Source organism: Pseudomonas urmiensis, from assembly GCF_014268815.2.
GTDB classification, from domain to species: Bacteria; Pseudomonadota; Gammaproteobacteria; order Pseudomonadales; family Pseudomonadaceae; genus Aquipseudomonas; species Aquipseudomonas urmiensis.
The window spans coordinates 4900085-4923307 of record NZ_JABWRE020000001.1 but is presented as its reverse complement, the minus strand read 5'-3'; the positions used below and the strand labels follow the sequence as shown (position 1 = coordinate 4923307).

Genomic DNA, 23223 nt, shown 5'->3' with positions numbered 1-23223 from the left:
TCCTTGCGGTTGGCGGACTACGCACGCATGCGGGTGATGCGGACCACGCCGGACAGGGTGCGCAACTTCTTGATCACACGAGCCAGGTGCACACGGTCGTGCACGCTGACCACCAGCTGGACCACGCTGATACGGCCGTCGCGTTCGTCCATGCTGATCTTCTCGATGTTGCCGTCGGCAGCGTTGACGCTGCTGGCCAGCAGGGCGATCAGGCCGCGCTGATGCTCAAGCTCGACACGCAGCTCGACGTTGAACTCGCCAGTGACGTCCTTGGCCCAGGAGAGTTGCAGGCACTTCTCCGGGTTATGGCGGATTTCACTGATGTTGCGGCAGTCTTCCAGGTGCACGACCATACCCTTGCCCGCCGACAGGTGGCCGACGATCGGGTCGCCCGGGATCGGCGTGCAGCACTTGGCGTAGCTGAGCACCAGGCCCTCGGTGCCGCGGATCGCCAGCGGGCCTTCCGGCGCTGGCAGCTGCTCGCCTTCGGCAGACAGTAGGCGACGAGCGACCACATAGGCCATGCGGTTGCCCAGGCCGATGTCTTCGAGCAGGTCTTCGACGACTTCCAGGCGGTACTCCGTAAGGATCGGCTGGATGCGTTCGTGAGGGATCTTGTCCAGGCTGCTGTCGAAACCGGTCAGCACCTTGTTCAGCAGGCGCTCGCCAAGGCTGATCGACTCGGAGCGGCGTTGCTGCTTGAGCGCGTGGCGGATGTGCGTGCGCGCCTTGCCGGTCACTACGAAGTTGAGCCAGGCAGGATTGGGTCGAGCGCCCGGGGCGCTGACGATTTCCACGGTCGAGCCGCTTTGCAGCGGCTCGGACAGCGGCGCCAGGCGGCGGTTGATACGACAGGCGATGCAGCTGTTGCCGACATCGGTATGCACCGCGTAGGCGAAGTCGACGGCAGTGGAGCCTTTGGGCAGCTCCATGATCCGCCCTTTGGGCGTGAATACGTAGACCTCGTCCGGGAACAGGTCGATCTTCACGCTCTCGATGAACTCCAGCGAGTTGCCAGCGCGCTGCTGCAACTCGAGGATGCCCTTGACCCACTGACGGGCGCGGGCATGGCTGCCTTTTGGCTGCTCATCGTCGTTGGACTTGTACAGCCAGTGCGCGGCGATGCCGTTGTTGGCCATCTCTTCCATTTCGCGGGTGCGAATCTGGATCTCGATGGGCACGCCATGCATGCCGAACAGCGTGGTGTGCAACGACTGGTAGCCGTTGGCCTTGGGGATCGCGATGTAATCCTTGAAACGTCCAGGCAGCGGCTTGTAAAGGTTGTGCACGGCGCCGAGCACGCGGTAGCAGGTATCGACCTTGTCGACGATGATGCGAAACGCGTACACATCCATGATCTCGTTGAAGGCGCGGCGCTTGCCGCGCATCTTCTTGTAGATGCCATAGAGGTGCTTCTGGCGGCCGCTGACTTCGCCTTCGATACCATCGGTGGCCAGGCAGTTGGCCAGCGATTGTTCGATCTTGGCGACGATCTCTTTGCGGTTGCCGCGGGCGCGCTTGACCGCCTGGTGGATGCGCGACGAGCGCATCGGGTGCATGGCCTTGAAGCCCAGGTCCTCGAACTCTACGCGCACGGTGTGCATGCCCAAGCGGTTGGCGATCGGGGCGTAGATCTCGAGGGTTTCCTTGGCGATGCGTCGGCGTTTTTCGCCCGACAGCACTTCCAGGGTGCGCATGTTGTGCAGGCGGTCGGCCAGCTTGACCAGGATCACGCGGATATCGCGGGCCATGGCCATGGCCATCTTCTGGAAGTTTTCCGCCTGCGCCTCGGCCTTGGTCTCGAAGTTCATCTGGGTCAGTTTGCTGACCCCATCGACCAGTTCGGCAACCGTCTCGCCAAACTGCTGGCTGAGGGCTTCCTTGGCGATGCCGGTGTCTTCGATCACGTCGTGCAGCATGGCCGCCATCAGGCTTTGATGATCCATGTGCATGTCGGCGAGGATGCCGGCGACTGCCAGCGGATGAGTCACGTAGGGTTCGCCACTGCGGCGGCGCTGCCCATCGTGCGCCTGTTCGGCGTAGAAGTAGGCTCGGCGGACCAGGTTGACCTGCTCCGGACCGAGGTAGGTCGACAGCCGTTCGGCGAGGGTGTCTATGCTCGGCATGGGTTTACCTCCTGCCGAGGAAGAGGTCCTGTTGCCGCACGACGTCGACCGGGCATCAATCAGACAGCCTCGTTGGACTCGTCCTCGAACGCGGCGAACACCGGATCCTCGGTGACGATCTCTTCGGCTGCGATGAATTCATTGGTGACGATGCCTTCGGCGATTTCGCGCAGGGCGACTACGGTCGGCTTGTCGTTTTCCCATGCAACGCGTGGCTCTTTACCACCGGTGGCCAGCTGACGGGCGCGCTTGGTGGAGAGCATGACCAGCTCAAAGCGGTTATCCACGTGTTCCAGGCAGTCTTCAACAGTTACGCGGGCCATGGTCTTCCTCAGTAGCAATGCGGTAGGCGTACAGCCCAGAATGGGCAGGCGGACTGTGTAGTTTAAAAAATCACCAGCCAATAGGGAAGGGCTGTTTTGTCCTTCCTCGGTACTGCAAAACCCTGTGGGAGCGGGCTTGCCCGCGAAAGGGCCGGTGCAGACGCCTTGTATGCCTCTGACGATAACGGCTTCACGGGCCAGAACACAACAGGCGATAGCACCCTAACGCAACAACGCACCGCGCAGATGCGGCGTCAGCTCCTCGAACAGTGTCTGCACCGAACGCAGGGCACGGCAATCAGGGCGGGTCAGCAGCCACAGCTGGGTGTCGCAACCCGGCAGTGGCGCACTCAGCGCCTCGACGTCGGCCATGCCATGCACCATGTAGTCCGGCAGCGCCGCCACGCCCAGGCCGGTGCTGACCAGCTGGGCAATGGTCGACATGCCGCTGCACTGGTAGCGCGGGATCAAGTCGGGGTACTGCTGGTTGCGCCAGACCACGGTGGGGTGGTCTTGCATCGAGTCGTCCGGGGCGATCCACGGCACGCTGTTGGCCGACTCGGCCAGGCGCTCGCGCAGGCTGGGGTGCCCGCAGATGACGTACGAGGTCGAACCCAGGCAGCGGCCAACCAGATGCTCGGGCGGCGTATTGGTCAGGCGCAGGGCGATGTCGGCGTCGCGTCGGCTGAGGTTGGCGAAGGTATTCGAGGTGCCCAACTCCAGCGACAGCGCCGGGTAGTTGGGCATGAAGGTCGCCAGCGCCGGCAGCAACAGGCTGTGCAGCACCGCCTCGGTGCAGGTCAGGCGCACCGTGCCGCTGACCACTTGTTCACCGCTGGTCAGGGCAATCCGCGCTGCCTCCAGCGCAAGTTCGGCGCGCTCGGCCTGCTCGGCCAGGGCTTGGGCAGTGTCGGTGGGCAGGTAGCCCTTGCGGCTTTTGACGAACAGCGCGGTGCCTAGCGCCGATTCCAGTCGGCGAATCGAGCGGAACACCGTCGAAACGTCGACCTTGAGTAGCTCGGCGGCCTTGGCCAGCGACCGCCCCCGCTCCAGGGCCAGGACCAGGGAAAGGTCGGCGTGGGAGATTTGATATTGCATTGGTGCACGCTCTGCTTGCCGAATTGCCAATGTCTGTTGCGTTGGGGCCATTTTATAGTGAAACGGCCCGCCCGAATCAATGCACTCGGTCGGGTCGATAAATCCCCACGATGGGACAGTGAAAAGAACAACAGCAGCAACCATCGTCGCCCGTGAGGCGCCAGCCGTATCTCCCCACATCGCCGCTCCACATCAAAGGATGTACAGCCATGACGTCGGTCACCCCGTGCGCCAGTTCTTCCAGCGAGATGAAAGACTTCCTCCAGGCTCATCCAGACACCCAATACGTTGATCTGCTGATCTCCGACATGAATGGCGTGGTGCGTGGCAAGCGCATCGAGCGCGCCAGCCTGCACAAGGTCTACGAGAAAGGCATCAATCTGCCGGCCTCGTTGTTCGCCCTGGACATCAACGGCTCGACCGTGGAGAGCACCGGCCTTGGCCTGGACATCGGCGATGCTGACCGGATCTGCTACCCGATCCCTGGCACCCTGTGCGACGAACCCTGGCAAAAGCGCCCTACCGCGCAGTTGCTGATGACCATGCACGAGCTCGAGGGCGAGCCGTTCTTCGCTGATCCGCGTGAAGTACTGCGTCAGGTGGTGAGCAAGTTCGATGACCTGGGCCTGGACATCTGCGCGGCGTTCGAGCTGGAGTTCTACCTGATCGATCAAGACAACCTCAACGGTCGCCCGCAGCCGCCGCGCTCGCCCATCTCCGGCAAGCGCCCGCAGTCGACCCAGGTGTACCTGATCGACGACCTCGACGAATACGCCGACTGCCTGCAAGACATGCTTGAAGCCGCCAAGGAGCAGGGCATTCCAGCGGATGCCATCGTCAAGGAAAGCGCCCCGGCACAGTTCGAGGTCAACCTGCACCACGTCGCCGATGCGATGAAGGCCTGCGACTACGCGATCCTGCTCAAGCGCCTGATCAAGAACGTTGCCTACGACCATGAGATGGACACCACCTTCATGGCCAAGCCCTACCCGGGCCAGGCGGGCAACGGCCTGCACGTACACATCTCGCTGCTCGACAAGAAGACCGGCAAGAACATCTTCACCAGTGACGACCCGCTCGAAAGCGAGCAACTGCGCCATGCGGTCGCCGGGGTGCTGGAAACCATGCCAGCGTCGATGGCCTTCCTCTGCCCGAACATTAACTCCTACCGCCGCTTCGGCGCCCAGTTCTACGTCCCCAACGCGCCGAGCTGGGGCCTGGACAACCGTACCGTGGCCGTGCGCGTGCCGACCGGCAGCAGCGACGCCGTGCGCATCGAACACCGCGTGGCGGGTGCCGATGCCAACCCCTACCTGATGATGGCGGCCATCCTTGCCGGCATCCATCACGGCCTGGTCAACAAGCTCGAACCGGGGGAGCCAATCGAAGGCAACTCGTACGAGCAGTTGGAGCAGAGCCTGCCGAACAACCTGCGTGACGCCCTGCGTGCGCTGGATGACAGCGAGATCCTCAACCAATACATCAGCCCGGACTACATCGATATCTTCGTCGCCTGCAAGGAAAGCGAGCTGGCCGAGTTCGAAGTGTCGATCTCCGACCTCGAGTACAACTGGTACCTGCACACGGTGTAAGCCCATGAGCGCAAATGCGGTCCCTCTGATCGGTGTCAGCGCCTGCCGCCAGCAGGTGGGGAAGAACTCGTCGCACACGGTAGGCGACAAGTATGTGGAGGCGGCCGGCTTTGCCGGGACCCCGCTGATTCTCCCGGCCCGCGATGTCGCCAGCGACCCACAGGCGTTGCTGGCCATTCTCGACGGCATTGTTTTTACCGGTTCGCCTTCAAATGTCGAGCCGCATCATTACAATGGCGCCCCCAGCGCCGAGGGCACCCGGCATGACCAGGCGCGTGACCGACTGACCTTGCCGTTGCTGCAGGCGGCGATTGCCGCTGGCGTGCCGGTGCTGTGCATCTGCCGTGGTTTCCAGGAATTGAACGTCGCCCTTGGCGGCAGCTTGCACCAGCGGGTGCAGGAGCTGCCGGGCTACCTGGACCACCGCGAACCTGAGGACGCACCCTTGGCGGTGCAATACGGCCCTCGTCATGCTGTCCGCATCGAAGCGGGCGGGATGTTCGAGCGCTTTGGTCTGGCTGAGCAGTTTGAGGTCAACTCGCTGCACAGCCAGGGGATCGACCGCTTGGCTCCAGGCCTGCGCGTCGAGGCTAAGGCACCGGATGGCCTGATCGAAGCGGTGTCCATGCTGGACGCGCCGGGCTTTGTGCTCGGCGTGCAATGGCACCCGGAATGGCGTTTCGCCGAAAACCCGGTCTCGCTGCGTCTATTCCAGGCGTTTCGCGAGGCCTGCATCGCCCACGCTGTACGGGAGGGTTCGCGCCAGAAGGCATTCTGACGTCACCCGAAGGTCTCGGATGACTCGCCCCCACGCAGCAGCTTTCAATGAGTGAAAGCGGACCCTCTTCGGACGGTCTGTGAAAACAATACCAATATCGACGGCGAATACTCATGAGCAATTACACTGAATCCGGCCGCCCACCCGATGTGGCGACCGATGCAGGCAACAGCGGCACGCGCGTCAGCAAAGGCTTGGCCAAGGGCCGTTTGGGCCTGTTGGCCAGCGTGGTGCTGGGCATCTCCACCATTGCCCCGGTCTACACCCTCACCGGAGCCCTCGGCCCTACCGTACGCGAGGTGGGTGCCCACCTTCCCGCCGTATTCATCGTTGGCTTCCTGCCGATGCTGCTGGTTGCCCTCGGCTACCGCGAGCTGAACGCGGCAGAGCCGGACAGCGGCACATCCTTTACCTGGTCGGCACGTGCCTTTGGCCCGATGATCGGCTGGATCGGCGGCTGGGGCTTGGTGGTGGCTACCACCATCGTACTGTCCAACCTGGCCGGGGTTGCCGTCGACTTCTTCTATTTGTTCCTTGGCCAGATTACCGGCGACCAGTCGTTGGCGGCGTTGGCTGATAATTTATTGGTCAATATCAGCACCTGTTGCGTGTTCATCGCCCTGGCAGTGTGGATCTGCTGCCGGGGCATGGGCACGACCATGACCGTGCAGTACGGCCTGGTGGCCCTGCAACTGCTGGTGTTGATCGGCTTTGGCTTTGCCGCGTTCGGTGAAACCGCCGCGCCGCCGCCGCTTGAGTTCGATTTCGCCTGGTTCAACCCGTTTGGCGTCGAATCGTTCTCGGCATTTGCCGCAGGCCTGTCGCTGTCGATCTTCATTTTCTGGGGTTGGGACGTGTGCCTGACGGTCAGCGAAGAGTCGGTCGGTAGCGATGAGGTGCCGGGCAAAGCGGCAACCTGGACCGTGCTGCTGATCCTCGCCTTGTACCTGTTCACTGCGATTGCCACCTTGCAGTTTGCCGGTATCAGTGACGTCGGCTTGGGCCTGGGTAACCCGCGCATTCAAGAAAACGTGTTCGCCCACCTGGCCGGTCCAGTGATGGGGCCGCTGGCGATCCTGATGTCGATTGCGGTATTGGCCAGTACCGCCGCCTCCTTGCAGTCGACCTTCGTTTCGCCTGCGCGGACCTTGTTGGCGATGGGTTACTACGGCGCTGTGCCACAGCGTTTCGCCAAGGTTTGCCCACGGTCGCAGACGCCCCAGTACGCCACGATCTGCGCTGGTATCGCTGCGGCGCTGTTCTACGTGACCATGCGGACCCTGAGCGAAAACGTACTGGCCGACACCATCACTGCCTTGGGCATGATGATCTGCTTCTACTATTCGCTGACGGCGTTTGCCTGCGTCTGGTACTTCCGCCACAGCCTGTTCGACAGCCTGCGCCACTTCTTCATGCGCGGCGTGTGCCCGTTGCTCGGTGGTGTGATTTTGTCGGTGATCTTCGTGCGCACGGCAATCGACAGCGCTTCGCCAGACTTTGGCAGCGGCTCGCATGTAGGGGGCTTGGGGCTGGTGTTCGTGATCGCGGCGATCATCTCGCTGCTGGGGATTTGCCTGATGATGCTGTCGCGGCTACGGCTGCCGGCGTTCTTCCTTGGGGCTACCTTGCAGCAGCAGGCTACCCTGCAGATTCAGGAATAAAGCTATCGCGGGGCAAGCCCGCTCTCACGTAGCCCGCGAAAGGTCGGGGCTGGCGTGGGAGCGGGCTTGCCCCGCGATGTTTTTTAGCCAACCAATTGCTTGAGCAGCGCCCCATGGCGCTGTTTCTGTTTATCCAGCAGCAGACGGTTCGAGCGGAATACTGCTTTGATGTCTTCAAGCGCAGTCGCGAAATCGTCATTGATGATGACGTACTCGTATTCGCCGTAGTGCTCCATCTCGCTGACCGCTTCCTTCATGCGCCCCTCGATGATCTCCTCGCTATCCTGCCCGCGCCCGGTCAGGCGCTCACGCAGCGCCTCCTGGCTTGGCGGCAGAATGAAGATCGACAGTGCCTGCGGCATCAGCTCGCGAACCTGCTGCGCACCTTGCCAATCGATCTCCAGGATCAGGTCGATGCCTTGATCCAGGGTCTGCTGCAATGCGCTGCGCGACGTTCCGTAGAAGTTGCCGAACACCTCGGCATGCTCAAGGAAGTCACCCTTGGCGATCAGCGCCTGGAACTCTTCATGCGCCACGAAGTGGTAGTTCACCCCGTGCTCCTCGCCCTCACGCTTGGCACGGGTAGTGTGCGAAACCGAGACGCGGATGTTCTTGTCGACCTGGGTCAATGCTGTAACCAGGCTGGTCTTGCCAGCGCCGGAGGGCGCCGAGACGATATAAAGGGTGCCGCTGCTGTGATTCATGGTAGGGGTGGCCTTACTCGATGTTCTGTACTTGTTCACGCATCTGTTCGATCAACACCTTCAGGTTGACCGCCGCCTGCGTACTGCGCGGGTCGAAGGCCTTGGAGCCGAGGGTGTTGGCTTCGCGATTGAGTTCCTGCATCAGGAAGTCCAGGCGCCGGCCCGCAGCGCCGCCGGACTTCAGCACCCGGCGCACTTCGGTGATGTGGGTATTGAGCCGATCCAGCTCTTCGGCAACATCGCTCTTCTGCGCCAGCAGCACCATCTCCTGCTCCAGGCGCTGTGGGTCGAGCTCGGCCTGCATGTCGTGGAAGCGGTCGAGGATTTTCTGCCGCTGTGCAGCGAGCATCTGTGGCACCTGGGCGCGCAAGGTGGTGACCTCGGTCGCCATGCCGTCCAGACGTTCGTTGATCAGTCGGGCCAGTTCCTGGCCTTCGCGTTGGCGACCGGCCTTGAGCTCCTTGAGGGCTTCGTCGAACAGGGCGATGGCTTCGGCGTTGAGCGCCTGCGGATCGCTGGCATCACCCACCAGCACGCCAGGCCAGGCCAGTACTTCCAGCGGGTTGAGCGCTGCCGGCTGCTTGATCAGGCTGGCGATGGTTTCGGCAGCGGCAACCAGCTGCGCGGCGCGCTCGCGATCGACCTGCAAGGGTTTGCCGGTGCTCTCTTCACTCAGGCGCAGGGTGCATTCCACCTTGCCGCGCGACAAACCTTGGCGCAAGCCTTCGCGCACCGCGCCTTCGAGGTCGCGCAGGGCTTCTGGCAGGCGCAGGTGCGGTTCCAGGTAACGATGATTGACCGAGCGCAGCTCCCACGCCAGAGTGCCTTGGCTGCCGGCGCGCTCGACGCGAGCAAAAGCGGTCATGCTGTGCACCATGGGGGAGTACCTCGCAAAAGATGGGAAACAGGGAAGCCTTTCGGCTGCAAGGCGCAGGATTGTAGCGCAGTGCGGCCCGGGCGCCCAATCCACCCATCCTATCGACAGCCTACGCGGCAAGTGGGAAAAGGCGACAGGCTGCCCGGGGCGCGACAATAGGCATGTCCCTGCCGGGCTACGGGCTCTATAATGCTCGGCAGATTCAAGTCCCAGTACAGGTATCCCAGATGAAACGTCCAAGTGGTCGCGCCGCCGATCAGCTCCGCTCGATCCGCATTACCCGCAACTACACCAAGCACGCCGAGGGGTCGGTACTGGTCGAGTTCGGTGACACCAAAGTCATCTGCACGGTCAGCGTCGAGAATGGTGTTCCCCGCTTCCTCAAAGGCCAGGGCCAAGGTTGGCTGACCGCCGAATACGGCATGCTGCCGCGTTCGACCGGTGAGCGTAACCAGCGTGAAGCCAGCCGTGGCAAGCAGGGTGGTCGCACCCTGGAAATCCAGCGCCTGATCGGTCGTGCCCTGCGCGCTGCGCTGGACATGAAAAAGCTCGGTGAGGTCACCCTGTACGTCGACTGCGACGTGATCCAGGCCGATGGCGGCACCCGCACAGCTTCGATCACCGGTGCCATGGTCGCCCTGGTCGATGCCCTGCGCGTGATCAAGAAGCGCGGCGGCCTCAAGGGCGGTGACCCGCTCAAGCACATGATCGCTGCCGTATCGGTCGGCATGTACCAAGGCGAAGCAGTGCTCGACCTGGACTACCTGGAAGACTCCGCTGCCGAGACCGACCTGAACGTGGTCATGACCAGCGCCGGTGGTTTCATTGAAGTGCAGGGCACCGCTGAAGGCGCACCGTTCCAGCCTGAAGACTTCAACGCCATGCTGGCGCTGGCGCAGAAGGGCATGAACGAAATCTACGAACTGCAGAACGCCGCACTGGCCGACTGAGCGCAATGCCAAGGAGGTGCGGAACATGAGTGATCCGAATGTACCGGTCAATCTGCCCAATTCCGAGATCCGCCAATGGGCGATGTTCTGTCACCTCTCGGCACTGCTCGGCCTGGCAGTGCCCCTTGGCCATTTGCTGGGGCCGTTGGTGATGTGGATCTGGAAGCGCGAGCTTGATCCGTTCATCGATGCCCAGGGCAAGGAAGCGCTGAATTTTCAGATCAGCGTGACCATTGCCGGGTTTATCTGCTTCCTGCTGACGTTCGTGCTGATTGGTCTGGTGCTGTTCGCCATTCTGGCGGTGGCGGTGCTGATCCTGATCATTCTGGCGGGGGTCAAGGCTAATGAAGGGCAGGCGTATCGCTATCCCTTCATCTGGCGGCCGATCAAGTAGAACGAGTTGGGGCCGCTTCGCGCCCCATCACAGGCAAGCCAGTTCCTACAGATCAACACGATTCATGTAGGCGCTGGCTTGCCTGCGATGGGGCGCGAAGCGGCCCCAACGTGTATCAGATGGTCAGCGTCCAGTCGTAATCGACGATCAGCGGCGCATGCTGGGAGAACCGCGGCTGGCGCGGCAGGCGGGCGTTGCGCACGAAGCGGCGCAGGCCTGGGGTGAGGATCTGGTAGTCGAACCGGTAACCCAGGTTGAGCATTTCGGCCTGCTCGTTATCCGGCCACCAGCTGTACTGGTCGCCTTCACGGCTGACTTCGCGCAGGGCATCGACATAGCCCATGTCGCCGACAATCGAGTCCATCCACGCGCGCTCGGGCGGCAGGAAGCCTGGCGATTGCTGGCTGTCGCGCCAGTTCTTGATGTCGAGCTTCTGCTGCGCAACGTAGAACGACCCGCAGTAGATGTACTCGCGGCGCTTGCGGCGCTGCTTGTCCAGGTACTTGCCGAAATCGTCCATCAACTTGAATTTCTGGTTCAAGTCTTCGTCGCCGTTCATGCCCGAAGGCAGCAACAGGCTGGCAATACTGACTTTGTCGAAGTCTGCTTGCAGGTAACGTCCGTAGCGGTCGGCTGTCTCGAAGCCCAGGCCGGTGATGACTGCCTTGGGCTGCATCCGCGAATAGAGCGCCACGCCACCTTGGGCAGGCACCTCCGCATCGCAGGCATAAAGGAAATAGCCATCGAGCTGGAAAGCTGGGTCGTCGAGTTCAAAGGCCGAGGCGCGGGTATCCTGAAGGCAGATGACGTCGGCATTCTGGGCTTGTAGCCAGCTGAGCAATCCACGCTCGGCGGCAGCCTGAATGCCATTTACGTTCACACTGATGATCCGCATAAATGGCCCCAAAAATCTCGTGCGTGTATGATACCCGAGCTCAACTCATTTAGCTAAATCCGTGGTGTCTGGGACTCTTCATGCAGCCGTATCAGCGCGACTTCATTCGTTTTGCCATCGATCGGGGCGTTTTGCGCTTCGGTGAATTCACCCTGAAATCGGGGCGTACCAGCCCGTACTTCTTCAACGCCGGCCTGTTCAACACAGGTTCCGCCCTGGCTGAGCTGGGGCGTTGCTACGCGGCGGCCATCGTCGACAGCAAGATCCCGTTCGACGTGCTGTTTGGCCCAGCCTACAAGGGCATTCCACTGGCGGCCACCACCGCCGTGGCCCTGGCTGACCAGCATCAGCTCGACGTGCCGTGGTGCTTCAACCGTAAAGAAGCCAAGGATCACGGCGAAGGTGGCAGCCTGGTAGGCGCGCCTTTGGCCGGTGAAGTGTTGATCATCGATGACGTGATCACTGCCGGTACCGCTATCCGCGAGGTCATGCAGATCATCAACGCCCAGCAGGCCAAGGCCGCTGGCGTGCTGATCGCGCTCAACCGCGAAGAGCGCGGCAATGGCGAGCTGTCGGCGATCCAGGAAGTGGAGCGTGACTTCGGTATTCCGGTGGTCAGCATCGTTTCGCTGACCCAGGTGCTGGAGTTCCTGGCCGATGATCCGCAGCTCAAGCAGCATCTGCCTGCTGTTGAAGCGTATCGGGCGCAGTACGGGATCTGACCGTCCTGAAATGAAAAGGCGACCTCAGCAGGTCGCCTTTTTTTTGCCTGTGCCGGCCTCATCGCGGGGCATGCCCGCTCCCACGCCAACCCTAGTGCTGCTGCGCCTGCGTGGGAGCGGGCTTGCCCCGCGATGGGCCGCAAAGCGGCCCTGGGCTATCAGTAGTGACGCTTGCGATTGGTGATCAGGGTGCCCACGCCGCTATCGGTGAAGATCTCCAGCAGTACCGCGTTCGGCACGCGACCGTCGATGATGTGCGAGCTCTGTACGCCACCTTGCACCGCATCCAGGGCGCATTTGATCTTCGGCAGCATGCCGCCGTAGATGGTGCCGTCGGCGATCAGCTCGTTGACCTGCTCGGTATTCAGGCCGGTCAGTACCTCGCCTTTCTTGTCCATCAGGCCTGCGATGTTGGTCAGCAGCATCAGCTTCTCAGCCTTCAGCGCCTCCGCCACCTTACCGGCCACCAGGTCGGCGTTGATGTTGTACGACTCACCGTTGGCACCCACGCCGATTGGCGCGATCACCGGAATGAAGTCGCCCTTGACCAGCATGTTCAACAGATCGGTGTTGACCCCAACGACTTCGCCGACGTGGCCGATGTCGATGATTTCCGGAGTGGTCATCTCGGGCGTCTGGCGCGACACGGTGAGCTTCTTGGCGCGGATCAGCTCCGCGTCCTTGCCGGTCAGGCCGATGGCGCTGCCGCCGTGGCGGTTGATCAGGTTGACGATGTCCTTGTTGACCTGGCCACCGAGGACCATCTCGACCACGTCCATGGTCGCCGAGTCGGTGACGCGCATGCCGTCGATGAAGTGGCTCTCGATCGACAGGCGCTTGAGCAGATCACCGATCTGCGGGCCGCCGCCGTGCACCACCACCGGGTTGATGCCAACTGCTTTCATCAACACGATGTCGCGGGCAAAACCGGTTTTGAGCTCTTCGCTCTCCATCGCGTTGCCGCCGTACTTGATCACCAAGGTCTTGCCGACGAAGCGGCGAATGTAGGGCAGCGCTTCGGACAAAACCTCGGCTACATGGGAAGCGGCATCGCGATCGAGGGTCATGCAGGGCTCCTGTAAGGAACAGATAGTCGGTCAGAACGGCAGTTGCAGCTCAGGGGCAACCCGCAGCAACTGGGCGCGGAAAACATCCTTGATACGTTGCAATTCGGCGTCGCTGTCGGCCTCGAAGCGCAGCACCAGCACAGGCGTTGTGTTGGAAGCGCGTACCAGGCCCCAGCCGTGGGCGTAGTCGACCCGCACACCATCGATGGTGGTCAGGTTGGCGTCGCCCCAGTCAGCGTCGCGTTGCAGTGCATCAATGATGCTGAATTTACCCTCGTCGGTCACATCAATATTGATTTCCGGCGTGGAAATGTCGTTCGGGAACGCCGCGAACAGGCTTTCGGCGTCTTGCCCGGCCTTGCTGAGGATCTCCAGCAAGCGCGCGGCACTGTAGATACCATCGTCAAACCCGTACCAGCGCTCCTTGATGAAGATGTGCCCGCTCATCTCGCCTGCGAGCAAGGAACCGGTGAGTTTCATCTTCTTCTTGATCAACGAGTGACCGGTCTTCCACATTAGCGCGCGACCGCCGTGCTGTTCGATCAGCGGGGTCAGGCGGCGGGTGCATTTGACGTCGAAGATGATCTCGGCGCCTGGGTTGCGCTCCAGGACGTCTTGGGCAAACAGCATCAGCAGGCGGTCGGGGTAGACGATGTTGCCCGTGTTGGTCACCACACCCACGCGGTCGCCGTCACCGTCGAAGGCCAGGCCGATATCGGCGCCGACTTCCTTGACCTTGGCGATCAGGTCTTCGAGGTTTTCCGGCTTGCCCGGGTCCGGGTGGTGGTTGGGGAAGTTGCCGTCGACCTCGCAGAACAGCGGGATCACCTCGCAGCCCAGGGCTTCGATCAGCTGCGGGGCGATCACCCCAGCTGCGCCGTTACCGCAGTCGACCACTACCTTGAGCTTTTTCTTAAGCTGGATGTCGGCGGTGACCTGGTCGAAGTAGCGGCCGAGGATCTCGACCTTTTCCACACGGCCTTCGCCACGGCTCAAGTCGTTGGTCTTCAGACGAGTCAGCAGGGCCTGGATCTGCTCATTGGCCAAGGTGTCGCCGGCAATGACGATCTTGAAGCCGTTGTAGTCGGAGGGGTTGTGGCTGCCGGTGAGCATGACACCGGACTTGCCCGCCAGCACGTTGGCGGCGTAGTACAGCGCCGGAGTCGGCACCAGGCCGACGTCGCTGACCTGGCAACCGGCGTCGACCAGGCCCTGGATCAGTTGCTCGACCAGCATCGGCCCGGACAGTCGACCGTCGCGGCCAACCGAGATGTTCGGTTCGCCCTGGGCCAGGGTCTGCGCACCGATGGCGCGGCCGATCCAGTAGGCGGTTTCGGCATGCAGGGTTTTGCCGACCACGCCACGAATGTCGTAGGCGCGGAAGATGCTTTCGGGCAGTGCGGGTACCCGCTGGGCCATGTCATTCATCTCTGGGAGCTCCAATCTTCAAAGGCTTGTGGGTAGACGCAAACTGAACGCTTGGACGGCTCTTTCGCCAGAGAGTTCGCCATCCTTGGCGTCAACGCGGTGCTATCGGCTCAGTGGCTGCCGGAGTGGCCAAAGCCACCGGCGCCGCGCTGGCTCTCGTCGAAGGCCTCGACGATGTCGAAATGCGCTTGCACCACAGGCACCAGCACCAGCTGCGCGATGCGCTCGCCAATGGCGATGGTGAACGGCGTGTTGCCGCGGTTCCAGCACGACACCATCAGCTCGCCCTGGTAATCCGAGTCGATCAAGCCGACCAGATTGCCCAGCACGATGCCGTGCTTATGGCCCAGGCCCGAGCGCGGCAGGATCATCGCCGCCAGGCCCGGGTCGCCGATGTAGATCGACAGGCCGGTTGGGATCAGCAGGGTCTGGCCGGGCTCAAGCACGGTGTCTTGCTGGAGCATGGCGCGCAGGTCCAGGCCAGCAGAGCCAGGGGTGGCGTACTGCGGCAGGGGGAATTCGGCGCCAATGCGCGGGTCGAGGATCTTGGCTTGAAGAGCGTGCATGTAACTTATTGAACCTGATTGAGTCGTTCGGCGATGAAGGCAACCAGCTGGCGGGCGATCTTGCCCTTGCTGGTCTGCGCGAAGAGGGTCTGGTGCTGCTGGCGATCGATCACGGTCAAGGCGTTCTCCTCGCTGTTGAAGCCGATGCTGGGGTTGGCCACATCATTGGCGACGATCAGGTCGAGGTTCTTGTCCTTGAGCTTGCGCGTGGCGTAATCGAGCAAGTGTTCGGTCTCGGCGGCAAAGCCGACGCTGAACGGACGGTCGGCCCGGCCAGCAATGGTCGCAAGGATATCCGGATTACGCACCATCTGCAGCAGCATGCCGTCGCCGGTCGTAGGATCCTTCTTGAGTTTTTGCGCGGCGACCACTTCCGGACGGTAGTCCGCGACCGCCGCCGAGGCGATGAACAGGTCGCATGGCATCGCTGCTTCGCAGGCCGCGAGCATGTCCCGTGCGCTGACCACGTCGATCCGGTTGACCCGATCCGGGGTCTGCAGGTGCACAGGCCCCGTGACGAGGGTCACCCTAGCCCCCGCTTCTGCGGCCGCTTCGGCCAGGGCAAAGCCCATCTTGCCGGAGCTATGATTGGTGATATAGCGCACCGGATCGATGTTTTCCTGGGTCGGGCCGGCAGTGATCAGCACGTGTTTGCCGGTCAGCGCCTGGCGCTTGAAGCTTTCTGCCGCGCACCAGGCCAGGTCGCTAGCTTCGAGCATGCGCCCCAGGCCCACGTCGCCACAGGCCTGGCTGCCAGAGGCCGGGCCGAACACCTGGATGCCGCGGCTCTGCAGCAGTTCAAGGTTGGCCTGGGTGGCCGGGTCGCGCCACATTGCCTGGTTCATCGCCGGGGCTACGGCCACGGTGGCGTCGGTGGCCAGCACCAGGGTGGTCAGCAGGTCATCGGCCATGCCTTGGGCCATGCGCGCCATCAGGTCGGCAGTGGCTGGGGCGATCAGCACCAGGTCGGCCCATTTGGCCAGTTCGATATGCCCCATCGCCGCTTCGGCGGCGGGGTCGAGCAAATCCATGTGCACCGGATGGCCGGACAGGGCCTGCAGGGTCAGTGGAGTGATGAACTCGGCGCCCCCGCGGGTCATGACGACGCGCACCTGCGCGCCGTGTTCCAGGAGTCGGCGAATCAGCTCGGCGCTCTTGTAGGCGGCGATGCCGCCACCCACGCCGAGAACGATGCGCTTGCGATACAGCCGCTGCATAGGCTTGCCTTTTTCCAGTGAGAGCGGGCGGCGACGCATGAAAACTGCCTGCGGCAGAACGTCGCATTTAACGAGGCGAAATAGATTAACACAGGGCTTGAACGCGCCGCAGTATGAGGCAAGGAGCAGGGATGAACATCAGGGAATGGCCAGCCGACGAGCGGCCGAGAGAAAAACTGTTACAGCGCGGCGCGGCCGTGCTGTCGGATGCCGAGCTGCTTGCCGTGCTGCTGGGTTCGGGGGTCGCGGGGCGCAATGTGGTTGACTTGGCGAGGGGGCTGTTGCGCCGGTTTGGCGGGCTAAGGCAGTTTCTTGAGGCTGAGCGCAGCGCGGTTCTCAGCGAGCCTGGGGTAGGCCCTGTGAAGTACGCACAATTGCAAGCTTTACTCGAAATCGGTCGTCGCTATCTGGATGAGACCATTGAGCGAGCGCCTGCATTGGAAAGCCCTCGAGCCGTGCGCCGTTATCTGAAATCGATGTTGCGCCATGAGCCCAGCGAGGTGTTCGGCTGCCTGTTTCTCGACTCCAAACACCGGCCATTGGCCTTTGAGATCCTGTTTCGCGGCACCATCGACCGCGCCAGCATCTATCCCCGCGAGGTGGTGCGGCGCTCGCTGCTGCACAACGCAGCGGCGTTGATCCTGTGTCACAACCACCCTTCGGGCAACTGCGAGCCGAGCCAGGATGACGTGCACATGACCCTGTCGCTCAAGCGCGGGTTGGCGATGATCGATGTGCGGGTGCTCGATCATGTCATCGTCGGCGATGGCGAGCCGTTGTCGATGGTCGAGCAAGGGTGGATAGCGGGCTGATTCAGCTCTCGTAGGAGCGGGCTTGCCCCGCGATAGCGTCAGAGCTTGAGACGCTATCGCGGGGCAAGCCCGCTCCCACGCTGGTCGATATGGCTATGACCCCGAGCCTCAGCGAGTCACCGAAACCTTGCTGAAATCCAGCCGCCCAAACGGATTCACCTGATACCCCTCGACCCCCTGGCGCAGCAATGTGGCGGCAGTGGGGTGGGCCAGTGGCAACCACAGCGCCTGCTGCTGGATCAGCGCCTGTGCCTGCTGGTACAGCCGGCTGCGCACGCTTTGGTCATTGGTAGTGCGGCCGGCACTGATCAGCTGATCCAGGCGGCTGTCGCAGAACCGCGCAAAGTTGGTCCCGGACTTGACCGCCGCGCAGGAAAACTGTGGGCTGAGGAAGTTGTCCGGGTCACCGTTGTCACCGGCCCAGCCCATGAACAGCAGGTCATGCTCGCCGGCCTTGGCGCGGCGGATCAGTTCGCCCCATTCGATCACCTTGATCTCGGCCTTGATGCCCACCTTGGCCAGGTCGGCCTGCAGCATCTGCGCGCCCAGGCTTGGGTTAGGGTTGAGCAGGCTGCCGGAAGGGCGGGTCCAGATCGTGGTGCTGAAGCCATCTGCCAGGCCAGCCTTGGTCAGCAGGGCCTTGGCTTTTTTCAGGTCTATCGGATAACCCGGCAGGTCCTTGGCGTAGCTCCAGGTATTGGGCGGGTAGGGGCCATTGGCCGCAATAGCGGTGTCTTCGAACACGGCCTTGAGGTAGCTGGTTTTGTCGAAGGCGAGGTTGATCGCCTGGCGCACTTCAGGCTTGTCCAGCGGTGGGTGCTGGCTGTTGATGGCGACGAAAGCCGTCATGAAGGCAGGCGTGGTGGCGACCTCGAGGTTGCCATCCTTGCCGGCCTCGGCAATGTCCAGTGGCTTGGGCGACAGGGCCATCTGGCACTCGCCCCGCTTGAGCTTTTGCAGGCGCACGTTGGCGTCCGGGGTGATCGCATAGATCAGTGGATCGACCGCAGGCTTGCCAGCAAAGTAGTCGGCATTGGCGCGATAGCGCACCACGGCGTCCTTCTGGAAGCGCTGGAAGACGAACGGGCCGGTGCCGATCGGCTGGCTGTTGAGCTTCTCCGGGGTGCCGGCCTTGAGCAGCTTGTCGGCGTATTCGGCGGAATAGATCGAGGCGAAGCCCATGCTCAGGGTGGCCAGGAAGGTGGCGTCGGCGTGGGTCAGGGTGAAGCGCACGGTGTGCGGCTCTGGGGCATCGATCGACTTGATCAGGCTGCCCAGCTGCAGCGACTGGGCGTGCGGATAGCCGCCGGACGCAGTCTTGTGCCAGGCATGGGCCGGGTAGAGCATGCGCTGGAAGCTGAACAGCACGTCGTCGGCATCCAGCTCGCGGGTGGGCTTGAAGTAGGGCGTGGTGTGGAACTTCACCGCGCTACGCAGCTTGAAGTCGTAGATCAGGCCGTCGGCCGAGACCGTCCAGCTTTCGGCCAGGCTAGGCACGACCTTGCCTTGGCCGGGGTCGAACTCCACCAGGCGGTTCATCAGCACGTCGGCCGAGGCGTTGGTGGTGGTCAGCGAGTTGTACTGCACCACGTCGAAGCCTTCCGGGCTGGCCTCGGTGCAGACAGCGAGTGGCGCCGCCTGGGCGAGGCCGACGAACAAAAGGCTGGAAGAGAACAGCAGGGAAAGCGCGGCGGCACGCATCGAAGCTCCTTGGCGAGATCAGTGGCCCATCTGCCAGTGCAGTCTGGAAACGTTCTACCCTAGTGCGAGCGTTGGTAAATGGCCACACCCTTTTTTACAAACCCTGCGACGAGCGGTCGACAGCCCGCCGGCCTTGTCGCTATGCTGGCCGCACTCACTTGGCCGACTGCAGAAACGCATCTTCTGTTGTTGCAGCCGAGTCTTTCTGGTATAAAGCAGCGCTCTTTTCTAGGGGCTCGCTCTGTCGCGAAAGCGGATACGGTCGATAAGACCCCCGGAAACACGGCGCCTGGCGCCATAGACTGAGAGATTAAGCGGCCAACCCATGCCGGGTTGGGCATGTGGTTTTAGAGGGCTGAGGCATGTCGAGAGTCTGTCAAGTTACCGGTAAGGGTCCGGTAACTGGGAATAACATTTCCCACGCAAACAACAAAACCCGTCGTCGTTTCCTGCCAAACCTGCAGCACCACCGTTTCTGGGTTGAATCCGAGAAGCGTTTCGTGCGTCTGCGCGTTTCCGCCAAGGGCATGCGTATCATCGACAAGCGCGGCATCGATGCCGTTCTGGTTGACATCCGCCGTGCCGGCGCCAAGGTTTAAGGGAGAGCATCATGCGTGAATTGATCCGTCTGGTATCGAGTGCTGGCACTGGCCACTTCTACACCACCGACAAGAACAAGCGCACCACCCCGGACAAGATCGAGATCAAGAAATACGATCCGGTCGTCCGTAAGCACGTGACCTACAAGGAAGCCAAGATCAAGTAATTGATCGGCAACCTGAAAAAACCCGCCTCCTCACGGAAGCGGGTTTTTTTATGCCTGGGAAATTCATCGCGGGGCAAGCCCGCTCCCACGCCGATCGTGATAGCGAGCTCGGCTGTTATTTCTGCTCGAACATCACGTAGATCTTGCGGCACGGCTCCAGCACTTCCCAGGTGCCTTTGAAGCCAGCCGGGATAACGAACCGATCACCGGCACGCAGGGTCTTGGCGCCCCCGGCCTCATCACGCAGCACCGAAACGCCCTGCACGATCTCGCAGTACTCATGTTCGGTGTAGTTGACGGTCCACTGACCGACCTCGCCTTCCCACACGCCCGCGGCGAACTGGCCGCAGGGGCTGGAGTAGTGGTTGTAGACAGCCTGGTCTGGCTCACCCTTGAGGATTTTCTCCGCCGCCGGGCGATAGCGTTCTGCCTCGGTCAGCACTTGGGCGAAGTCGATAATGCCGGTGATAGTCATGGTTCTCCCCTCTTGTTGTTTAATAAAATGCACATCAGTAGGCTTTTGAGCCTTCCGTGTCAAATATATTGATAGTTTACACTGGCTGGTTTAGGGTGACGGGTGCCAGTGTGCGCTTGTCGCCCGGCCAGAATTTCTGACAGCGCCCGTGAGTCTCCAGTGCGGCGTTGCACCTTAACAAGAGGAGGAGTTTCGTATGACCACCCTGACTCGTGCGGACTGGGAACAGCGTGCCCAGCAATTGAAGATCGAAGGCCGCGCCTTCATCAACGGTGAGTACACCGACGCCGCATCCGCTGAAACCTTCGACTGCCTGAGCCCGGTGGACGGACGCTTCCTAGCCAAGGTCGCCAGCTGCGACCTGGCCGACGCCAACCGCGCTGTGGAAAACGCCCGCGCCACCTTTGATTCCGGCGTTTGGTCGCGCCTGGCTCCGGCCAAGCGTAAAGCCAAACTGATCCGCTTCGCCGAGCTGCTGCGTAAGAACGTAGAAGAGCTGGCGCTGCTGGAAACCCTGGACATGGGCAAGCCGATTGGCGACTCCTCAAGCATCGACGTACCAGGCGCGGCGCAAGCCCTGCACTGGAATGCCGAAGCCATCGACAAGGTCTACGACGAGGTCGCGCCGACTCCGCACGACCAGCTCGGCCTGGTGACCCGCGAGCCCGTGGGTGTGGTTGGCGCCATCGTGCCGTGGAACTTCCCGCTGCTGATGGCCTGCTGGAAACTCGGCCCAGCCTTGGCCACCGGTAACTCGGTGGTGCTCAAGCCGTCCGAAAAATCGCCACTGACCGCCATCCGTATCGCCCAACTGGCGATCGAAGCCGGCATCCCGGCTGGCGTGCTCAACGTGCTGCCAGGCTACGGCCACACCGTCGGCAAGGCCCTGGCCCAGCATATGGATGTCGACACCCTGGTATTCACCGGTTCGACCAAGATCGCCAAGCAACTGATGATCTACGCTGGCGAATCGAACATGAAGCGCATCTGGCTGGAAGCTGGCGGCAAGAGCCCGAACATCGTCTTCGCCGACGCGCCTGACCTGCAGGCCGCTGCCGAAGCCGCTGCCAGCGCCATCGCCTTCAACCAGGGCGAAGTCTGCACCGCAGGTTCGCGCCTGCTGGTCGAGCGCTCGATCAAAGACAAGTTCCTGCCGCTGGTAGTCGAGGCGCTGAAAGCCTGGAAGCCAGGCAACCCACTGGATCCGGCGACCACCGTGGGTGCGCTGGTCGATACCCAGCAGATGAACACCGTGCTGTCGTACATCGACGCAGGTCATCAGGACGGCGCCAAGCTGCTGGCCGGTGGCAAGCGCATCCTCGAAGAGACTGGCGGCACCTACGTCGAGCCGACCATCTTCGACGGCGTGACCAATGCCATGAAGATCGCCCAGGAAGAGATCTTTGGCCCAGTGCTGTCGGTGATTACCTTCGACACCGCCGAAGAAGCCGTGGCCATCGCCAACGACACGCCGTACGGCCTGGCCGCAGGTATCTGGACTGCCGACATCTCCAAGGCGCACAAAACTGCCCGTGCCGTGCGCGCCGGTAGCGTCTGGGTCAACCAGTACGACGGCGGCGACATGACCGCACCGTTCGGCGGCTTCAAGCAGTCGGGCAACGGCCGTGACAAGTCGCTGCATGCGCTGGAGAAGTACACCGAGCTGAAGGCGACCTGGATCAAGCTGTAATCCCAGGTAGACATCGCGGGGCCAGCCCGCTCCCACGCAGCCAGCGTAATGCCCGGGTTGACGTGGTAGCGGGTTTGCCCCGCGATCGATCCTGAACCAGCCGGGCCGGCGCTATGCCGTCCCGGCTGTGTCGTCTCTGCGATTCACAAATTTTGCCTAGGAGGCTGTCATGCGTTGGGGAACCTACTTTGCCGTACTGGCGTCGGTGCTCAGCGTCGGGCTTGCGCTCGGCGTGAGCATGCCGCTGGTGTCCCTGCGCCTGGAAGGCTGGGGCTACGGCGGGTTTGCCATCGGCGTGATGGCGGCGATGCCCGCTATTGGTGTGCTGCTCGGTGCCAGCCTGGCCAGCCGCCTGGCCGGTTGGGTCGGGGTGCCTGCGGCCATGCGCCTGTGCCTGTGGGGCGGGGCGCTGTCGATCGGGCTGCTAGCGCTGTTGCCAAGCTATCCACTGTGGCTGGCCCTGCGCTTGCTGATCGGCATGTCGCTGACCGTGGTGTTCATCCTCGGTGAAAGCTGGATCAATCAGTTGGTCGTCGAGCAGTGGCGTGGCCGGCTGGTAGCGCTGTATGGCAGCAGCTACGCCTTGAGCCAGCTGGCCGGGCCGCTGGTACTGGGCTTTCTGGGTTCGGATGATGACTTCGGTTTCTGGGCGGCGACCGCCCTGTTGATCGTGGCGCCGCTGGTGCTATTGGGGCGTGGCGGCGCGCCGACCACCGAAGCCTACAGCGTCACCTTCAGGGACCTGTTCGCCTTCTGCCGACGCCTGCCGGTGATCGCCTGGGCCATTGCTCTGTTCGCCGCCTTCGAGGCGATGATCCTGACCTTGCTGCCGGTGTACTGCCTGCAACAGGGGTTCACGGCGGAAGTGGCGCTGTTCATGGTCAGCACCGTGGTGGTGGGGGATGCGGTGTTGCAGCTGCCGATCGGCGCCTTGGCCGACAAGATGTCGCGACAGACGCTGTTCAGTGGTTGTGCGCTGACCTTGCTGGTCTCCAGCCTGGCGATTCCGCTGCTGCTGGATACTGCGCTGATCTGGCCGGTGTGGGTGCTGTTCGGCGCCAGTGCCGGGGGCTTGTTTACGCTATCGCTGATTTTGATCGGCGAGCGTTATCGAGATGATGCGCTGGTGCGGGCCAATGCGCATGTGGCGCAGCTATGGGGCATCGGTTGCTTGCTCGGGCCGCTGTTGGCGGGGGCGGGGAGCCAGTGGATCAGTGGCCATGCGTTGCCGCTGTTGATGGCGGTCGGGGCTGCTGGGTTGGTGCTATTGACGCGGCGGCGGGGCGCCTTTGAGCCGGCGTCGGTCTGAGCCGATGCTATCGCGGGGCAAGCCCGCTCCCACGCCAAATGTTTAGGTACTGGCAAGCGTGGCAGCGGGCTT

General features: G+C 62.5%; 22 protein-coding genes and 1 pseudogene. 11 read left to right on the top strand and 12 right to left on the bottom strand.

Going from position 1 to position 23223, the window contains the following annotated elements; all coding sequences use genetic code 11:
• Positions 1-17: 17 nt before the first annotated feature.
• From spoT to HU737_RS22275, 3 genes are all read right to left on the bottom strand, one after another.
• Complete coding sequence (gene spoT / locus HU737_RS22285; protein WP_186553029.1) at positions 18-2126, bottom strand: bifunctional GTP diphosphokinase/guanosine-3',5'-bis pyrophosphate 3'-pyrophosphohydrolase; 2109 nt, start codon at positions 2124-2126, stop codon at positions 18-20.
• 59 nt (positions 2127-2185) lie between these two features.
• Entirely contained in the window at positions 2186-2449 is a 264-nt protein-coding gene (gene rpoZ, locus HU737_RS22280; protein WP_012312123.1) for a DNA-directed RNA polymerase subunit omega, read from the bottom strand.
• Between the two features lie 222 nt (positions 2450-2671).
• Positions 2672-3547 (bottom strand): LysR family transcriptional regulator, encoded by an 876-nt coding sequence (locus HU737_RS22275; RefSeq protein WP_186553028.1) that lies wholly within the window; start codon positions 3545-3547, stop codon positions 2672-2674.
• Positions 3548-3795: 248 nt separating this feature from the next.
• Here HU737_RS22275 and HU737_RS22270 point away from each other — a divergent pair, with 248 nt between their 5' ends.
• The 3 genes from HU737_RS22270 to HU737_RS22260 all read left to right on the top strand — a co-directional run bounded on the left by HU737_RS22270 (position 3796) and on the right by HU737_RS22260 (position 7578).
• Positions 3796-5139, top strand: a complete 1344-nt coding sequence (locus HU737_RS22270) for a glutamine synthetase family protein (RefSeq protein WP_372353292.1) — start codon at positions 3796-3798, stop codon at positions 5137-5139.
• Positions 5140-5143: 4 nt separating this feature from the next.
• Positions 5144-5917, top strand: coding sequence for a gamma-glutamyl-gamma-aminobutyrate hydrolase family protein (locus HU737_RS22265; protein WP_186553026.1), 774 nt, complete (start codon positions 5144-5146; stop codon positions 5915-5917).
• Between the two features lie 113 nt (positions 5918-6030).
• Positions 6031-7578, top strand: a complete 1548-nt coding sequence (locus HU737_RS22260) for an APC family permease (RefSeq protein ID WP_186553025.1) — start codon at positions 6031-6033, stop codon at positions 7576-7578.
• A gap of 83 nt (positions 7579-7661) precedes the next feature.
• Here HU737_RS22260 and gmk read toward each other — a convergent pair whose 3' ends face one another.
• Positions 7662-8282, bottom strand: a complete 621-nt coding sequence (gene gmk, locus HU737_RS22255; protein WP_186553024.1) for a guanylate kinase — start codon at positions 8280-8282, stop codon at positions 7662-7664.
• A gap of 13 nt (positions 8283-8295) precedes the next feature.
• A complete protein-coding gene (locus HU737_RS22250) occupies positions 8296-9159 on the bottom strand; it encodes a YicC/YloC family endoribonuclease (protein ID WP_186553023.1) in 864 nt (287 codons plus the stop codon).
• Between the two features lie 227 nt (positions 9160-9386).
• Between HU737_RS22250 and rph the strand changes: the two genes are divergently transcribed.
• Both rph and HU737_RS22240 read left to right on the top strand, forming a co-directional pair.
• Positions 9387-10109, top strand: a complete 723-nt coding sequence (rph, locus tag HU737_RS22245; protein WP_186553022.1) for a ribonuclease PH — start codon at positions 9387-9389, stop codon at positions 10107-10109.
• A 25-nt stretch (positions 10110-10134) separates the two neighbouring features.
• Positions 10135-10503, top strand: coding sequence for a DUF4870 domain-containing protein (locus tag HU737_RS22240; RefSeq protein WP_186553021.1), 369 nt, complete (start codon positions 10135-10137; stop codon positions 10501-10503).
• Between the two features lie 115 nt (positions 10504-10618).
• On the opposite strand, the gene crc is transcribed toward HU737_RS22240, so the two are convergent.
• Complete coding sequence (gene crc, locus HU737_RS22235; RefSeq protein WP_186553020.1) at positions 10619-11398, bottom strand: catabolite repression control protein Crc; 780 nt, start codon at positions 11396-11398, stop codon at positions 10619-10621.
• An 80-nt stretch (positions 11399-11478) separates the two neighbouring features.
• Here crc and pyrE point away from each other — a divergent pair, with 80 nt between their 5' ends.
• Positions 11479-12120, top strand: a complete 642-nt coding sequence (gene pyrE / locus HU737_RS22230; RefSeq protein WP_014861506.1) for an orotate phosphoribosyltransferase — start codon at positions 11479-11481, stop codon at positions 12118-12120.
• Between the two features lie 158 nt (positions 12121-12278).
• On the opposite strand, the gene argB is transcribed toward pyrE, so the two are convergent.
• The 4 genes and pseudogenes from argB to coaBC form a co-directional block, all read right to left on the bottom strand.
• Positions 12279-13187 carry an acetylglutamate kinase gene (argB, locus tag HU737_RS22225; protein ID WP_186553019.1) on the bottom strand — a complete coding sequence of 303 codons (909 nt, stop codon included), beginning with the start codon at positions 13185-13187 and terminating at the stop codon, positions 12279-12281.
• Between the two features lie 30 nt (positions 13188-13217).
• Positions 13218-14597 (bottom strand): annotated as a pseudogene (locus HU737_RS22220) (phosphomannomutase/phosphoglucomutase); the annotation flags it as partial.
• Positions 14598-14725: 128 nt separating this feature from the next.
• On the bottom strand, positions 14726-15181 hold the full coding sequence (gene dut, locus HU737_RS22215) for a dUTP diphosphatase (RefSeq protein WP_186553017.1): 456 nt from the start codon (positions 15179-15181) through the stop codon (positions 14726-14728).
• Between the two features lie 5 nt (positions 15182-15186).
• On the bottom strand, positions 15187-16398 hold the full coding sequence (gene coaBC / locus HU737_RS22210; protein WP_186553237.1) for a bifunctional phosphopantothenoylcysteine decarboxylase/phosphopantothenate--cysteine ligase CoaBC: 1212 nt from the start codon (positions 16396-16398) through the stop codon (positions 15187-15189).
• A gap of 131 nt (positions 16399-16529) precedes the next feature.
• Between coaBC and radC the strand changes: the two genes are divergently transcribed.
• Positions 16530-17210 (top strand): RadC family protein, encoded by a 681-nt coding sequence (gene radC / locus HU737_RS22205; RefSeq protein ID WP_186553016.1) that lies wholly within the window; start codon positions 16530-16532, stop codon positions 17208-17210.
• Positions 17211-17318: 108 nt separating this feature from the next.
• Here the strand turns inward: radC and HU737_RS22200 are convergent, their stop codons facing one another.
• Positions 17319-18911: an ABC transporter substrate-binding protein gene (locus HU737_RS22200; protein ID WP_186553015.1), complete on the bottom strand. Its 1593-nt coding sequence runs from the start codon at positions 18909-18911 to the stop codon at positions 17319-17321.
• A gap of 362 nt (positions 18912-19273) precedes the next feature.
• Between HU737_RS22200 and rpmB the strand changes: the two genes are divergently transcribed.
• Together rpmB and rpmG are read left to right on the top strand one after the other, a co-directional pair.
• Positions 19274-19510: a 50S ribosomal protein L28 gene (rpmB, locus tag HU737_RS22195; protein WP_023629974.1), complete on the top strand. Its 237-nt coding sequence runs from the start codon at positions 19274-19276 to the stop codon at positions 19508-19510.
• Positions 19511-19521: 11 nt separating this feature from the next.
• Complete coding sequence (gene rpmG, locus HU737_RS22190; RefSeq protein ID WP_021702025.1) at positions 19522-19677, top strand: 50S ribosomal protein L33; 156 nt, start codon at positions 19522-19524, stop codon at positions 19675-19677.
• A gap of 115 nt (positions 19678-19792) precedes the next feature.
• Here the strand turns inward: rpmG and HU737_RS22185 are convergent, their stop codons facing one another.
• Entirely contained in the window at positions 19793-20152 is a 360-nt protein-coding gene (locus HU737_RS22185) for a cupin domain-containing protein (RefSeq protein ID WP_186553014.1), read from the bottom strand.
• 196 nt (positions 20153-20348) lie between these two features.
• Between HU737_RS22185 and HU737_RS22180 the strand changes: the two genes are divergently transcribed.
• Both HU737_RS22180 and HU737_RS22175 read left to right on the top strand, forming a co-directional pair.
• Positions 20349-21842 (top strand): aldehyde dehydrogenase, encoded by a 1494-nt coding sequence (locus tag HU737_RS22180; RefSeq protein ID WP_186553013.1) that lies wholly within the window; start codon positions 20349-20351, stop codon positions 21840-21842.
• Between the two features lie 169 nt (positions 21843-22011).
• On the top strand, positions 22012-23151 hold the full coding sequence (locus HU737_RS22175) for an MFS transporter (protein ID WP_186553012.1): 1140 nt from the start codon (positions 22012-22014) through the stop codon (positions 23149-23151).
• Positions 23152-23223: the final 72 nt, after the last annotated feature.

Bases quoted from the DNA above. Each gene is read 5' to 3' on its own strand.
- HU737_RS22265 (WP_186553026.1), top strand. From the start codon at position 5,144: ATGAGCGCAAATGCGGTCCCTCTGATCGGTGTCAGCGCCTGCCGCCAG.
- HU737_RS22185 (WP_186553014.1), bottom strand. From the start codon at position 20,152: ATGACTATCACCGGCATTATCGACTTCGCCCAAGTGCTGACCGAGGCA.
- gmk (WP_186553024.1), bottom strand. From the start codon at position 8,282: ATGAATCACAGCAGCGGCACCCTTTATATCGTCTCGGCGCCCTCCGGC.
- pyrE (WP_014861506.1), top strand. From the start codon at position 11,479: ATGCAGCCGTATCAGCGCGACTTCATTCGTTTTGCCATCGATCGGGGC.
- coaBC (WP_186553237.1), bottom strand. From the start codon at position 16,398: ATGCAGCGGCTGTATCGCAAGCGCATCGTTCTCGGCGTGGGTGGCGGC.
- argB (WP_186553019.1), bottom strand. From the start codon at position 13,187: ATGACCCTCGATCGCGATGCCGCTTCCCATGTAGCCGAGGTTTTGTCC.
- HU737_RS22270 (WP_372353292.1), top strand. From the start codon at position 3,796: ATGAAAGACTTCCTCCAGGCTCATCCAGACACCCAATACGTTGATCTG.
- HU737_RS22275 (WP_186553028.1), bottom strand. From the start codon at position 3,547: ATGCAATATCAAATCTCCCACGCCGACCTTTCCCTGGTCCTGGCCCTG.
- spoT (WP_186553029.1), bottom strand. From the start codon at position 2,126: ATGCCGAGCATAGACACCCTCGCCGAACGGCTGTCGACCTACCTCGGT.
- dut (WP_186553017.1), bottom strand. From the start codon at position 15,181: ATGCACGCTCTTCAAGCCAAGATCCTCGACCCGCGCATTGGCGCCGAA.
- HU737_RS22260 (WP_186553025.1), top strand. From the start codon at position 6,031: ATGAGCAATTACACTGAATCCGGCCGCCCACCCGATGTGGCGACCGAT.
- HU737_RS22250 (WP_186553023.1), bottom strand. From the start codon at position 9,159: ATGGTGCACAGCATGACCGCTTTTGCTCGCGTCGAGCGCGCCGGCAGC.
- HU737_RS22240 (WP_186553021.1), top strand. From the start codon at position 10,135: ATGAGTGATCCGAATGTACCGGTCAATCTGCCCAATTCCGAGATCCGC.
- radC (WP_186553016.1), top strand. From the start codon at position 16,530: ATGAACATCAGGGAATGGCCAGCCGACGAGCGGCCGAGAGAAAAACTG.
- crc (WP_186553020.1), bottom strand. From the start codon at position 11,398: ATGCGGATCATCAGTGTGAACGTAAATGGCATTCAGGCTGCCGCCGAG.
- HU737_RS22180 (WP_186553013.1), top strand. From the start codon at position 20,349: ATGACCACCCTGACTCGTGCGGACTGGGAACAGCGTGCCCAGCAATTG.
- rph (WP_186553022.1), top strand. From the start codon at position 9,387: ATGAAACGTCCAAGTGGTCGCGCCGCCGATCAGCTCCGCTCGATCCGC.
- rpmG (WP_021702025.1), top strand. From the start codon at position 19,522: ATGCGTGAATTGATCCGTCTGGTATCGAGTGCTGGCACTGGCCACTTC.
- rpmB (WP_023629974.1), top strand. From the start codon at position 19,274: ATGTCGAGAGTCTGTCAAGTTACCGGTAAGGGTCCGGTAACTGGGAAT.
- HU737_RS22175 (WP_186553012.1), top strand. From the start codon at position 22,012: ATGCGTTGGGGAACCTACTTTGCCGTACTGGCGTCGGTGCTCAGCGTC.
- rpoZ (WP_012312123.1), bottom strand. From the start codon at position 2,449: ATGGCCCGCGTAACTGTTGAAGACTGCCTGGAACACGTGGATAACCGC.
- HU737_RS22200 (WP_186553015.1), bottom strand. From the start codon at position 18,911: ATGCGTGCCGCCGCGCTTTCCCTGCTGTTCTCTTCCAGCCTTTTGTTC.